Source organism: Lysinibacillus sp. EB271-A1-10B, assembly GCF_058791335.1.
This window is the reverse complement of sequence record NZ_JBYTDL010000013.1, coordinates 1-13,346: the sequence shown is the minus strand read 5'-3', so window position 1 is coordinate 13,346 and position 13,346 is coordinate 1. Positions and strand designations below refer to the sequence as shown.

Genomic DNA, 13,346 nt, shown 5'->3' with positions numbered 1-13,346 from the left:
CATTATTCTATTCAGCTAAGATTGGGGGGGGAGGGCAATTATCTGTATCGTAGTTTTTATATGTGGAAATTTTGAGGCTTCATTTGAGAAGCTTTGGCATTTTACGAGTATTTACTAAGGGGACTTGTTTTTTCAATTGAACATAAAAAAGTCCAATATGTATTTTCATACTTATTGGACTTATTCATCGTATACTTCTCCAGTTTGCTAAACACTGTACATCCTAATTTTAAACTAACTCCATTTTCGAAAGAAATTGAAAAACAAAGAGTTCTTTTCTTTTTTATGCCCTTCTTCAGTTGCTTCTTCTTTTAGCTCAGGTTGTTTGTTTATCTCTTCTATTTGTATATGTGTTTCATATTTCTCCTCTGGCGTAGCTTCAAAGACTTCAAATTCGTTACTTTTTAAAGTGGTGGATGTATTTGTGTCGACTTGCTTAACTACTTGAGAAGCTTCAGGAATGGGATGCCCATTAACTACTTGAGAAGCTTCAGGAATGGCATGTTCATTAACTACTTGAGAAGCTTCAGGAATGGCATGTTCATTAACTACTTGAGAAGCTTCAGGAATGGGATGCTCATTAACTACTTGAGAAGCTTCAGGAATGGGATGCTCATTAACTACTTGAGAAGCTTCAGGAATGGCATGTTCATTAACTACTTTAGAAGCTTCGAGAATGGCATGTTCGTTAACTACTTGTGAAGCTTCAGGAATGGCATGTTCATTAACTGCTTCAGAAGCCTCAGGAATGGCATGTTCATTAACTACTTTAGAAACTTCGAGAATGGCATGTTCGTTAATTACTTCAGCTACTTCAGAAGTGACAGGCTCATTTGTTATTACAGAGCTCATTTCATCTATAGTGACAGTGTTATTAATTTTTTCGGGTTCTCCGTAATTAACTAAATTTTCCGTATTAAGATCGTTGCCAGTGGAATTATGGATTTCGGCATGCGGTAAAGTATTAGATTCATAAACACTAATTGGAATTTCCTGTGCATTGGTAGCGTGTTTAAAATGGAAGGTGGATTTGGTAGTGGTATTTCTATATAAACCATTATATATTTGGCTTGGATGAGTATTTATTGATTGAAAATATTGTTGATTAAAATGGCGTTCTTCAGGTACATTTCTTTGATTTTCGTTGTGAGCAGAAGGTATACCATTGTTACCATCTAATTGCGCATTTATTACTTTTCCTGCCAGACTTTGTAGCATTTTATAAGATGGCTGTTTTGATGTAATCGCCGATTGGTTTGTTGTCTGTGTAATGATCAGATCCCTTTGTACACCGTTAGCAATAGATTTGGATGTGTTTTCAATTTTAGGTGTAGCGGTTGGAGCTTCAGTATTTTCAATAGTGAGTAATTTGTTTAAAACCCTTAATAATTCTTGGTTCATTTCCTCAATCGTTTGATTCAGAGACTCAATTTGTGCTGATAGAAGTTTTATCTGCTCCTCATAGCCTCCGATTTGTGAATTTTGCTTATCATCTATTGTTTCAGTTAGCCCTTCTAAAAGTGCCATTTGCGTTTTAATCCCATCAAAATCAATTTTCATAAATAAATAATCTTCCATTGAAGTTCCCGTTTTTAATGAAGTTAACGTGTCCTTGTAGGTTTCTATTTTTTGCTTCAATTTTTCAATGTCTTGAGTGGAGTACAATTTTGATTTTGAATCTTCCATTGCATTTCCCCCCTTTCAGTCCATTAATATTTTATTAAAAATATTTACTTTCTGTTACAAATATACCGGTCCTTTCAAACATTTTTGTTTCTTCTTAAGAAGAGGCGATGTAATTAATAACGATACATACTGATACTTAAGTATTTTAACTTCTTTCATCAATTATTTTCTGTACGACAGCTACAAGTATGCCGAGGCATACTTGATTAAATAAAAATCAGAACGAATTACTTTTTAGCCCATGCACTTTTAGTCAGAAAACATAAGATACAAACGAAAGGTAAAAAAAATATGGAGGTGTCAAAAGGATGCAAGATAATATGCCATCCCAATTGCAGGAAACAATTTGTATAAACGTCGATAAGGTATTCGACTGGATTGTAAAGGAAGCGTCGTTTGAGTTTTCTACTACTGGACCAATTACTTTTCCAGGAGTAACAGCAACTACTAACCTAACAGGTGCAGTGGTTACATGTACTGTAGTTCCAAGAGCAACTAATCCTATTGTTATTTTGAACCGTGAGAATCGTCAGTTCTCCATTGATGGTGCAACGGTATGTCTTCAAAATCTGACTATTCAAAAGAACTTTACTCTTACATTAGTTGTTACTTTACCAAATGGTACTAGGTTTACAAGCAATCCTATTACAGTTTCACGTTGTGAACAAGTTACATTATGTGCGCCGAAAGGGACAGATGTAGAAATTTTATTCACAGATTTAGATTGTTTCGTGTGTTCAACAGGAACTCTAACACCTGGAGCAGGTACAATTACGTTTTCTGCATTAGTAGTTACTATATCAGTTTGCCAAAGTATTCAATCTACATTCCCAGTTACTGTGGAATTCTTAGCGACTTTCTGCGAGCCAAGAGCAGAATTACCGTTCGCGTGTCCGGGTGTAGTTCGCCCAGCGCAATGCCCTTCTGTATTCCCACCTGCTGGTTAATGGTACTAACACATAGAAGAAAATCATATTGTAAAGAGAGGATAATCCTCTCTTTTTTTTTATGAAAGGACGTAACTGTCATATAAAGAAGTTTGAATTCAATTTGATTAATTCAATACTATTAGTAAGGGGGTACTGATTATGCTTACTCGCATCAATCGTGTAGAAGAAAAAATAAATGAGTTGAAAAAACAAACGGATTTTTATGTTCATGAAATGAAAAAAGCGATTGAGGAGTTGATCGTTCCGGAAAGTGTCAACGTTATTAGTTATTTTACATCCTCAATCAATATTTCATATAATCCCGATGAGGAAAGCTTATGCCTGGGCTCTTATCATATTCGTAATATAGGTACTCAGCCTATAACGAATCCTTCTCTATGTATAAAGCTACCTGAAGACTCCCCATTCTCCTTTTCAGGAAGGTATGTCTATGAACATTTCGCACCAAATTTAAAAGGAAATAGTAGCTGGGAGCGAATTAATGATCAATCGAGCAAAGAGGAGTTTTGGCTTAGACCTATAGGAAAAACAACGTTAGAGCCAAACGAGACACTATCATTTCCTAACTTTCAAATTAAATGGGGTAATAATTCATCTTATTCAGGAAGTATTATGGGTTTTACATATTGTGATCAGTTAGAAGATGGTATCGTCGTCTTAAATCCTATTAATCTCAATGGAATGAGTTATATACAGGAGGATGAAAATGAGTGAAAAAATAGATAGTGTTGCCCATCAAATTATTAAGGAACAGCTTGCAAATCTACCTAACTATATTAATGAGGAAAACAATAGCTTTGCTTATCTCGAAAAAGGCACGTTGAATCTACTTATTACCCATTTAATAGCAGGAGAAAAGAGAATAGCTAATGAAGTTGGCGATGAGGAAATAGAAATTAAGATGATTAAGCAGCTTGATGAGGTGTTAGAGGAGAGTAAGGAGCAATTTGAAGAAGTGATTAGTTTACTTAAAAAATTGTCGTGATAGGAGGTGTAAGTGTGGATAATGATATTGTCAAAAACAATGATCCTATCCAGCTTCAACAAATGATCATTTTTTTAAGAGCCGAATTAGCGAAGTATAAAAATGAAGTTAAAAGGCTTAGAGATGGTGATTATTATTCACTAATACTGAGATTAGAGCGAGAAAATGTTGATTTAACAAAACAGAAGAAGGAGCTTTCGATGGAGCTATTAAAGCTGAAGAGAGACCATGATAGAACAATAAAAACTTACTATGATGATATACAATCAAGAGAAATCCAGAAGAAAAAACAACTTTCTTCGATAGAGGGTTTATTAAAAGAACTGGAAGAACTGCGTGTAGAAAATAAGCTAATAAAGGAATCTCTAAATTTCACTAAAGATGAATTACTTTCTATGAGTTCAGATAAGATTACAGTGGATAGCCTTGAAAATAAGTTGAATGTCTTTACGAGAGATATAGGCCAACAAATGAAGTCGATCATTGAAGCCATCGACAGATCCCGTTTAGAACAAACCGATTCAGACAATCTTAATAAGCATTTAGTCAAAGAAATAGAGGAGAAAAGCAGTGAGGTAGCAAAATTATCGGAAGAATTAGCAGATGTAAAAAAACAAAGCCCTTCTCTGAGTGGAAAAACGACGATGGATCCCGAATTCCTGACACGTGTAGATGCCCAAGTGAATAAGGTATTGGCTCAATCAATGGATTTTGAAAAACAGTTGAATCATAAATTACGCTTGCTTGAGGACCTGGATCACAAATTGAACGAGCTAACAATAGAAATAAATACTGATAAAACTGTATAAAGTATGCTGTGAAAGGCTGTTTCAAAAGTAAGATGAAACAGCCTTTTTATATTATAAATTGGAAGAAGATTTCGGCTAGGACTCCGAAATCTTCTTGTGAAATACATGATTATAATTTGTTGCATCTCGTAAAGCTTTTTCCTCAATTGGAATGCGTACAGATAGCATTGTTATATTTAAAAGTGTGAAGCAGAAGGCTGTGAAATATGCTTGAAACATTAAAGGCAGAAGAATAATTTCTAAGCAAACCACTGCGTAATTTGGGTGACGCATAAATGTATAAGGGCCTTTCCGTACCACTTCTGCATTAGGCAATATGAGTATTTTTGTGTTCCAAAAAGACCCTAATGAGCGGATACACCAAATGCGTAATGCTTGAACGGCAATAAATAATAAAAATAATAACGGAAATAAAGGCGATACACTTTTATGATTAGTAACTACTTCAATCATTAAAAACACGAAAAAGGCGGTGTGCAAAGTAACCATATACGGATAATGAGAGGAACCAACTTCATATGCCCCTTGTGAGAGCAACCATTTTTCATTGCGTTTTGCAATGAAAACTTCTGTCAATCTTTGTAGAATGACGAGGATCAAAATAATGTAAATAATCATGTTACTCCCTCCATTTAAGTAATACAGCTTCAGCACAAAAGCCAGGGCCAAGAGCGACGAGCAAACCAGTATCCTCTACTTGTCCTTCATTTAACATAAATTGCTCCAACACGTATAGCACCGTAGGAGATGACATATTTCCATGATATTTTAATATTTCCCGAGAAATGTCGGTTTTTTGGGGAGCTAAATAAAGTGTATCTTCATAGGCTGTTAATACTTTTTTACCGCCAGGATGCGCAATAAAATGGTTAAGCTGTTCACTGTACAGTTCATGTTCTAATAAAAATTGTTCAATGAATGGACCGAGCCAATTGGTGATGATGGCAGGAATGCTTTTCTGAAAAATGACATGTAGGCCATTATTTTTAATATTCCAGCCCATAACATTTTCTGAATCTGGCATCCACTTAGAGCCAGTTCCGATAATAGTAGGTGTTGATTTTTTTACTGCGATATTCACTTCGTCTCCACAGACGAGTATACATGCTGCGCCATCCGCAAAAAGAGAGGCACCAATTAAATTACTTTTAGAAAAATCATTTGGCTGAAAGGTTAGACTACAAAGCTCAACGCAAACGACAAGAACTTTTGCTTCCGGATGAGCACGACAAAAATCATAGGCTCTACTAACACCAGCTGCACCACCAGCACAGCCAAGTCCCCAAAGTGGAATACGCTTAAGTCGGTCTGAAAAAGGAAGTTGATTCATAACCCGTGCATCAATACTCGGTGTGGAAATGCCTGTGCTACTCACAAAAATAATAGCATCGATATCTTCAGGAGAAATCGGTGATTGTAAAAACGTTTTATTTTGTAAACAGGCTTGAATGACGTTAACGCTATATTGTGTAGCAAGCTCAATATATAAATCGTTACGTTCCTCGAAGGAATGATCCATACGATGCCATTCCGGTGGCACACAAAAATGGCGTGTTGCAATACCACCATTCTCAAACACTTTTAAGTAGCGTTCTAATTTAGGGATTTTTGCATGAAAGAGTTCCTTCGTTAGCTCCTCTGCATTTGTCTGTTGTAATGTGTAAGGTGGTTTGTATGTACTGATCGAAATGATTTTTGACAACTCAACATCTCCTTCGCCAATAGTGGTCTTGTTTATTATATGCAGGTAGGGAGGGGATACATGCTTGTAAGTTATAATTGACAATTTCGGAAGATTCCGTTATATTGAAAATAACAAAATCGAAAGTAGGTGATGTGACATGATGAATAAAGCCGCTATTAACGAACAGCAATTCGGTTTGTTCAATTTCACACGCCTAAAATATACAATTTAACCACACGTAGTAACGAGATTTAATTCATGATTGTGGTGTTTGTATATTCTCTTAAATGTGCCTGTGAACCTTGTAACTGCCGAATTGCGCAGAGACATGGTTTTTTTGTGTTTATTTTCAAGTGATGATAAACGATATGCATATTTAGGAGGAAAACAAATTGAATTTAACAACTTTAGGATTTTTAACATATTTTGAAGAGCAAATGACTGGATTTAAACAGGAGGCTAAGCTAGCGAACTGTGTGCCGGCTAGGGTTACATTGGAGCATAAGCATTCCTATCGTGTACTGGCTGAAGAAGGGGAGTGGCTGGCAACGATTGCTGGACATTACGCGTATACATCATTAGCACGTGAGGATTTTCCCGCAGTTGGGGATTGGGTGCTAGTTGAGAAAATGCCTGGTGAGGAAAAGGCGATTATTCATAAATTGTTTACACGAAAGTCAGTCTTTTCACGGAAGGCCGCGGGGGCGGAAGTACAAGAGCAAATTGTAGCATCGAATGTTGATATCGTACTTCTAGTGATGAGCTTAAATGCAGACTTTAATATTCGTCGTTTAGAACGTTATTTAGTAGCTGCGTGGGATTCAGGTGCGAAGCCGGTCGTTGTATTGACGAAGGCAGATCTGTGTGAAGATGTTTCTAGTAAGATACGTGAGGTTGAGTCTGTAACGTTCGGTGTGGATATTTTTGTGACTAGTGCTCTGTCAGGGGAGGGCTTAGAGGATATTCGTGCGCTATTTACGGAAGGCGTAACAGGAGCATTACTTGGTTCTTCTGGCGCAGGGAAATCCACATTGACGAATGCCCTTAGTGGTGAGGACTATATGAAGGTTTCGGATATTCGTGAAGATGATGCGAAGGGGCGCCATACAACTACACATCGTGAATTAGTTTTATTGCCAGGTGGTGGCTGTTTAATCGATACACCTGGAATGCGAGAATTACAATTATGGGATCAGAGTGACAGCTTATCCTCTAGTTTTAAGGACATTGAGGAACTTTCTGCAGCCTGTCATTACAGAGATTGCAAACATCAGAAGGAGCCGCATTGTGCTGTACAGCAAGCTATTACAGATGGTGTGCTTGAACAATCCCGTCTTCAAAGCTACTTTAAATTGCAAAGAGAGCTTGCTTTTATCGAACGAAAAGCAAATGCACAGGCAAAACTTAATGAGCAACGCAAATCAAAGCAAATTGCGAAGGGGAAGAAAGGTAAAAAATCAAATTAAACGAAACTTGATATGGGGTGAACGGTTATCTCATAGTTGGGGGACACACATATGACAATCCAAAACATAAATCATTTATTATTTTCAGTTTCCAATTTAGAGGCATCCATTGCATTCTATGAAAAGGTTTTTGACGCAAAATTATTAGTGAAGGGGAAAAGTACAGCCTATTTTGATGTAAATGGGCTGTGGCTTGCCCTGAATGTAGAAAAGGATATCCCTCGTAATGAAATACATCAATCCTATACACATATAGCTTTTTCTATCCATGAGGATGATTTTGATAAAATGTATGAAAAGTTAATCCAACTTAATGTCAATATCCTAGAAGGTAGACAAAGAGATGTAAGAGATAAAAAATCGATTTATTTCACAGATCCAGACGGTCATAAGTTCGAATTTCATACAGGGACTTTACAGGATCGATTGAATTATTATAAAAAGGAAAAAATGCATATGGAGTTTTTTGATGTCTAAAGGTTGCAACACTCCTTCTGATGATTACGTTGATAATAGTAGAAGGGGTGATTTTATGAAAAAAGCTATTATTTTTGATATGGATGGTACTTTATTTCAAACAAATCTAATATTAGAGCCAGCACTAGCGGCGACGTTCGATGTGCTACGTGCAAAGGGCTTATGGCAGGGAGAAACACCAATAGAGAAATACCGCGAAATTATGGGTGTTTCATTACCTGTTGTGTGGGAAACGTTATGTCCTAGACACACGCTAGGGACACGGGAAGAAAGCAATGCATTATTCCACGTTAAGCTTATTGAACAAATACGGAATCGTCAGGGTGCATTGTACCCACATGCAGAGCAAACACTTGCCACTTTGGCGGATAACTATGATTTATTCATTGCTAGTAATGGACAAACTGAGTATTTACAGGCGATAGTAGAAACTTATCAATTACAACGTTTTATTAAAGGTACATATAGTATTCAATCCATTTCGAGTGGTCATAAATCGGATTTAGTGAAAAAGGTAATTGAAGAGAATGCCATTGAACACGGAGTAGTTGTTGGTGATCGTTCTTCTGATATTCAAGCAGCTCATGACAATCAGTTATTCTCTGTTGGTGTTCGTTTCGACTTTGCACAGGAAACAGAATTACAGAAAGCGGACATTGTTATTGATGATTTAAAAGAGTTACTTGATTTAAAGTTAGGATAAAACTTTATCGACTACATTTTCTGATTTATCACCCAACTTTTTCGGTTTATCGAGAAGATTGAATGATTTATCGCCATCTTTTTCAGTTTATCGAGAAATAGGAACGATTTATCGACATACATTGCAATTCATAATCAAAAAGAGTAAGATAGTGGAAATCTATAATAAAAGCATTGATAAGGAAAAGTAAATTGGATAAGCATTATATAGAGAGCCTCTGTTGGTGGAAATGAGGTAAATGTCCCCTTTTGAAAATGACCTTTGAGCTTCGTACCGAAAGCAAGTTTGCGAGTAGATTACGACGAGATGGGCACTCGTTACAACAGCGGCAGTATCTCTCATTGAAATTTGAAATGAGACGCACTGATGGAGGCAAATAGTGAGAGCTATTTGTAAATATAGGTGGTAACACGGGTAAACTCGTCCTAATCAATTTTGATTAGGGCGTTTTTTTTTATCTTCATTCAGGACTTGCCTGAATGAAGATAAAGCCTCCGGCGGATGTCGCGGGTTTTGAAAGGAAGAATTGTGCTAGCACAATCAAAATCCAGACGCGATTACACCGAGGCGTAATTAATCTACACTTTTTACATTTTTTCGAGGGGAGCAACTTAGGATGACAATTGTTATTGGAGGCGCGTGGCCATATGCAAATGGTTCTTTGCATTTAGGGCATGTTGCCGCATTATTACCGGGTGATATTTTGGCTAGATATTATCGACAAAAGGGCGAGAAGGTACTATATGTTTCAGGGAGTGACTGTAATGGCACCCCGATTTCTATTCGGGCTGCACAGGAAAAAACGACAACGGAAGCAATTGCTAATCATTATCACGAAGAGTTTTCAAAATGCTTCGATGAATTAGGATTTACCTATGATTTGTATACGCGGACAGATGCGCAGCACCATCATGAATCTGTTCAAACAATTTTTTTGCAGCTATTAGCGAACAATTTTTTATACAAAAAGAAAATTGAACAGGCTTATTGTGAAACGGACAAGCAGTTTTTGCCTGACCGATTTGTCGAGGGGATTTGTCCAAACTGCGGTGCGAAGGCACGTGGTGACCAATGTGATAATTGCTCAACCATTTTAGACCCTCTCGATTTAATCGACAAACGCTGCAAGATTTGTGGGGATGCGCCAATTATCAAGGAAACAGAGCATTTTTATTTTGCCTTTAGTCAGTTTCAGGGGAGGCTAGAGACGTATTTAGCGGAGGCAAAGGTAGAAAAACACTGGCGAGACAATGCCTTAGGTTTAACAGAGCGTTACTTGGCAGAAGGGGTCCCGGACCGTGCTGTAACAAGGGATTTACCAAATGGGATAGATGTGCCAGTAGCAGGTTTTGAAGGCAAAAAAATATATGTGTGGATTGAAGCAGTAGCAGGCTACTTAACAGCGAGTTTGGAATGGGCAAAGCAGCACCAAATAGCGATTGAAGATTTGTGGAATGAAGAAACAATTTCATATTATGTGCATGGTAAAGATAATATCCCTTTCCATACAGTTATATGGCCGGCCATTTTAATGGGGATGGGAGCAAAGGCATTACCTACACATATTGTATCAAACGAATATTTAACATTAGAAAAACGAAAATTATCAACGAGTCAAAACTGGGCGGTATGGGTGCCTTATATTTTAAGTCGATACGATGCAGATTCCATTCGATATTTTTTAACAATGAATGCGCCAGAAAATCGCGATACGGATTTCTCTTACCGAGAATTTATTTATAGTCATAATGGCGAATTACTTGGCGCTTACGGTAATTTTGTTAATCGCACATTGAAGTTTTTAGAGAAATCGTTTGATCGTCAAGTGCCTCATGCAGAGGTAGATGACACTATTCGAACACACACAATTCAGCTGTTTAATGATGTTGGGAATCATATAGAATCGGGTCATTTTAAGCAAGCGTTAGAGGCTGTTTTTGAATATATTCGTGCGGCTAATCGCTATTTTGATGAGCAGCAGCCATGGCTACAGGTGAAAGAGAATGTGGAAGCTGGAAATCAAACATTAGCGACATGTGTTTATATCATTGCCAACCTTGGACAACTATTACATCCATTTTTACCGTTTTCAGCTGAGAAGGTGAGAAAAATGTTAGGAATCAAAGAAGTGAAGTGGCATGAACAAGTAGACTTACCAACAGGCATTAGCGAAGTGACACCGCTGTTTGAACGTCTTGATGTTGCACTAATTGAAGAGGAATATCAAAAGTTAGTTGAGGGCAGTCGATAAGAAAAGTAAAAGCAGTATGACTCCAAATAGTGTCATACTGCTTTTAACTTCTTTCCGATTCTGGACGCAATTATGCCGAGGTATAATTGATCTATTATTTAATTCATAACAGGCGTTAATTTAGCAACAACGATACTATTAATCGCATTAATATAAGCTAGCGCACTCGCTTTTAAAATATCTGTATCTGCAGCTTTGGCGATATACTTTTCGCCTTCATGTTCGATTGTAATTTTTACTTTTCCAAGCGCTTCTTTACCGCGCGAAACGCTATTAATATTATATTCCACAAGTTTTACATCAATGTTCGTAATTTCTGCGATGGCAGAATAAAGGGCATCGATTGGACCTGAGCCAACTGCGCTTGCTTTAAATACCTCGCCGCCTTTACGGACTTTCACGCTTGCTGAAGGGAAGCTTACGTTGCTGACGACTTGTAAATCATCGAAGTCAAAGAACTGATCACTATAGTGAGTGGCATTAGCATTGTTTGCGTCATGCTTTTCATAATAGCTTTCTACAATAACATATAAATCGTGATCGTAAACTTCTTTCTTTGCATCAGCCAGCTTTAAGAAGCCTTCGAAGATTCCTTCGAATTCATCCGCTGTAAGATTTGAAAAGCCAAGTTTTTCAAGAGCATTTTTCACCGCGTGACGGCCAGAGCGCGCTGTCAGGACTAGCTCCATATCGTCAAGACCTACATCTTCTGGGTGGACAATCTCATAGGCATCACGAGATTTAAGAAGACCGTCTTGATGAATACCAGATGAATGGGCAAAGGCATTATCTCCAGTAATCGCTTTGTTTACTTGTACGTCTAAGCCCATAAAGCTTGAAACAAGACGAGACGTATTCATAATTTCTCTTGTGTTGATACGCGTCTTAGCATTGTATACAGAGCTACGTGTCTTCAATGCCATGACGACTTCTTCTAATGCAGCATTTCCTGCGCGTTCACCGATACCGTTAATTGTACATTCAACTTTATCTGCGCCGTTTTTAATCGCAGCAAGCGTGTTAGCAGTTGCCATACCAAGATCATTATGACAATGAACACTTAACAGAACACTATCGTCTAAATTTTTCATACGCTCATTTAGTTTATAAATCATCGCTCCAAATTCTTCTGGTTCTGCAAAACCGACTGTGTCAGGTACATTTATCATCGTTGCACCAGCCTTCATTACGGCTTCGATCGTCTTCCAAAGATACTCGAAATCTGAACGAGAAGCGTCTTCTGTTGAATACTGGACCTGTGGTAGAAGAGTTTTCGCATATTTTACTGCATCTACGCCAATCTGTAGAATTTGATCCTTGGATTTACTAAATTTTTTCTCAACATGAATATCAGAAGTACCGAGTACCATATGAATCATAGGGTTTTCTGCGTATTTTACAGCATTATAAACAGCGTCAATATCTGCCTGTACAGCACGTGCTAAAGCAGTAATCATAATGTCGCTTGTATTCCCAACTTTTTGTGCAACAGCTTTAACGGCATCAAAATCTCCTTGTGATGAAGCAGGGAACCCAGCTTCGATAATATCGACGCCTAATTTTTTGAGTTGCTGAGCAATCTCTACTTTTTCATATAAATTCAGTTTTGCACCTGGCACTTGCTCGCCATCACGTAAAGTCGTATCAAACACCCAAATTTTTCTTCCCATTTTCAAACACTCCTTTTGTAGTAGTAATATTGATATTGTCTCTGCTTTGAACCGTTAGCTCTGCTAGAGACGAAAACCACACCTAGGCCAATAAAAATAAAAAAACTCGCCTCTATATAAAAATATAGAGACGAGTTTATGCTCGCGGTACCACTCTAATTGACTTTCACTTTACAGAAAAAGCCCCCTTATCGACAGCTATCACTGTCTATCCCGTTAACGGAGGAAACCGACGTCCCTTACTTAGAGTTCAGGGAGTGGCTCATGGACGAGTTCGAAATGTGTGTCTATCGGTTTGCACCAACCACCGACTCTCTACAAGTACACTTGCATTTCTACTATTTCCAATCTTGGCCTACAATAATGTGTTGTTGAAAGCAATCATACTGCGATATTTCTGATTTGTCAATAATATTCTAAAAATTATTTCTTTTCTGTCTTGTTGTGGTGGGCAACTCCTTGGGGATCAGCGATATAGAGGAACGAAGGCTAAAAGGATCACATCCTGTCGCTGCCGCTAGCTTTCGCACAGAAAACATTTGTTGCCCCAAGCGGCTCATCGGACGCCCCCAGGAAGCTCTGCTCTACGCGAAAGCGAAGCGGCAGCAACAAATGTTTTAACTGTGCGAAAGCGAAGCGGCAGCAACAAATGTTTTAACTGTGCG

12 protein-coding genes and 2 other annotated features are annotated in these 13,346 nt (G+C 37.8%); of the genes, 8 read left to right on the top strand and 4 right to left on the bottom strand.

Annotated features, from left to right (window positions below):
* Positions 1-234 precede the first annotated feature (234 nt).
* A complete protein-coding gene (locus AC3WSK_RS16375; RefSeq protein ID WP_492414226.1) occupies positions 235-1,686 on the bottom strand; it encodes a hypothetical protein in 1,452 nt (483 codons plus the stop codon).
* 308 nt (positions 1,687-1,994) lie between these two features.
* Here AC3WSK_RS16375 and AC3WSK_RS16370 point away from each other — a divergent pair, with 308 nt between their 5' ends.
* The 4 genes from AC3WSK_RS16370 (at position 1,995) to AC3WSK_RS16355 (ending at position 4,430) form a co-directional block, all read left to right on the top strand.
* Positions 1,995-2,633, top strand: coding sequence for a BMQ_0737 family morphogenetic spore coat protein (locus AC3WSK_RS16370; protein WP_079562190.1), 639 nt, complete (start codon positions 1,995-1,997; stop codon positions 2,631-2,633).
* 141 nt (positions 2,634-2,774) lie between these two features.
* Positions 2,775-3,350 carry a hypothetical protein gene (locus tag AC3WSK_RS16365; RefSeq protein ID WP_079562191.1) on the top strand — a complete coding sequence of 192 codons (576 nt, stop codon included), beginning with the start codon at positions 2,775-2,777 and terminating at the stop codon, positions 3,348-3,350.
* Positions 3,343-3,621: a hypothetical protein gene (locus AC3WSK_RS16360; protein ID WP_240518307.1), complete on the top strand. Its 279-nt coding sequence runs from the start codon at positions 3,343-3,345 to the stop codon at positions 3,619-3,621. The genes AC3WSK_RS16365 and AC3WSK_RS16360 overlap by 8 nt, the downstream gene beginning before the upstream one ends.
* Positions 3,622-3,635: 14 nt before the next feature.
* Complete coding sequence (locus tag AC3WSK_RS16355) at positions 3,636-4,430, top strand: hypothetical protein (protein WP_492414225.1); 795 nt, start codon at positions 3,636-3,638, stop codon at positions 4,428-4,430.
* Between the two features lie 75 nt (positions 4,431-4,505).
* On the opposite strand, the gene AC3WSK_RS16350 is transcribed toward AC3WSK_RS16355, so the two are convergent.
* Positions 4,506-5,048, bottom strand: a complete 543-nt coding sequence (locus AC3WSK_RS16350; protein WP_492414224.1) for an isoprenylcysteine carboxyl methyltransferase family protein — start codon at positions 5,046-5,048, stop codon at positions 4,506-4,508.
* 1 nt (position 5,049) lies between these two features.
* Positions 5,050-6,132 carry a type III polyketide synthase gene (locus AC3WSK_RS16345; protein WP_427483384.1) on the bottom strand — a complete coding sequence of 361 codons (1,083 nt, stop codon included), beginning with the start codon at positions 6,130-6,132 and terminating at the stop codon, positions 5,050-5,052.
* 419 nt (positions 6,133-6,551) lie between these two features.
* Between AC3WSK_RS16345 and rsgA the strand changes: the two genes are divergently transcribed.
* The 4 genes from rsgA (at position 6,552) to metG (ending at position 11,011) form a co-directional block, all read left to right on the top strand.
* On the top strand, positions 6,552-7,580 hold the full coding sequence (rsgA, locus tag AC3WSK_RS16340) for a ribosome small subunit-dependent GTPase A (protein WP_427483506.1): 1,029 nt from the start codon (positions 6,552-6,554) through the stop codon (positions 7,578-7,580).
* A 51-nt stretch (positions 7,581-7,631) separates the two neighbouring features.
* On the top strand, positions 7,632-8,057 hold the full coding sequence (gene fosM, locus AC3WSK_RS16335) for a FosM family fosfomycin resistance protein (protein WP_079562197.1): 426 nt from the start codon (positions 7,632-7,634) through the stop codon (positions 8,055-8,057).
* Between the two features lie 55 nt (positions 8,058-8,112).
* Positions 8,113-8,760 carry an HAD-IA family hydrolase gene (locus AC3WSK_RS16330; RefSeq protein WP_079562198.1) on the top strand — a complete coding sequence of 216 codons (648 nt, stop codon included), beginning with the start codon at positions 8,113-8,115 and terminating at the stop codon, positions 8,758-8,760.
* Between the two features lie 164 nt (positions 8,761-8,924).
* Positions 8,925-9,191, top strand: a binding site (T-box leader).
* A gap of 185 nt (positions 9,192-9,376) precedes the next feature.
* The gene (gene metG, locus AC3WSK_RS16325) at positions 9,377-11,011 is read left to right on the top strand and encodes a methionine--tRNA ligase (RefSeq protein ID WP_492414223.1); all 1,635 of its coding nucleotides are present in this window, start codon (positions 9,377-9,379) and stop codon (positions 11,009-11,011) included.
* Between the two features lie 98 nt (positions 11,012-11,109).
* Here metG and AC3WSK_RS16320 read toward each other — a convergent pair whose 3' ends face one another.
* Complete coding sequence (locus tag AC3WSK_RS16320) at positions 11,110-12,681, bottom strand: 2-isopropylmalate synthase (RefSeq protein WP_079562200.1); 1,572 nt, start codon at positions 12,679-12,681, stop codon at positions 11,110-11,112.
* A 123-nt stretch (positions 12,682-12,804) separates the two neighbouring features.
* Positions 12,805-13,042: a binding site (T-box leader), on the bottom strand.
* Positions 13,043-13,346 lie beyond the last annotated feature (304 nt).

Bases quoted from the DNA above. Each gene is read 5' to 3' on its own strand.
- AC3WSK_RS16375 (WP_492414226.1), bottom strand. From the start codon at position 1,686: ATGGAAGATTCAAAATCAAAATTGTACTCCACTCAAGACATTGAAAAA.
- AC3WSK_RS16370 (WP_079562190.1), top strand. From the start codon at position 1,995: ATGCAAGATAATATGCCATCCCAATTGCAGGAAACAATTTGTATAAAC.
- AC3WSK_RS16365 (WP_079562191.1), top strand. From the start codon at position 2,775: ATGCTTACTCGCATCAATCGTGTAGAAGAAAAAATAAATGAGTTGAAA.
- AC3WSK_RS16360 (WP_240518307.1), top strand. From the start codon at position 3,343: ATGAGTGAAAAAATAGATAGTGTTGCCCATCAAATTATTAAGGAACAG.
- AC3WSK_RS16350 (WP_492414224.1), bottom strand. From the start codon at position 5,048: ATGATTATTTACATTATTTTGATCCTCGTCATTCTACAAAGATTGACA.
- rsgA (WP_427483506.1), top strand. From the start codon at position 6,552: ATGACTGGATTTAAACAGGAGGCTAAGCTAGCGAACTGTGTGCCGGCT.
- fosM (WP_079562197.1), top strand. From the start codon at position 7,632: ATGACAATCCAAAACATAAATCATTTATTATTTTCAGTTTCCAATTTA.
- AC3WSK_RS16330 (WP_079562198.1), top strand. From the start codon at position 8,113: ATGAAAAAAGCTATTATTTTTGATATGGATGGTACTTTATTTCAAACA.
- metG (WP_492414223.1), top strand. From the start codon at position 9,377: ATGACAATTGTTATTGGAGGCGCGTGGCCATATGCAAATGGTTCTTTG.
- AC3WSK_RS16320 (WP_079562200.1), bottom strand. From the start codon at position 12,681: ATGGGAAGAAAAATTTGGGTGTTTGATACGACTTTACGTGATGGCGAG.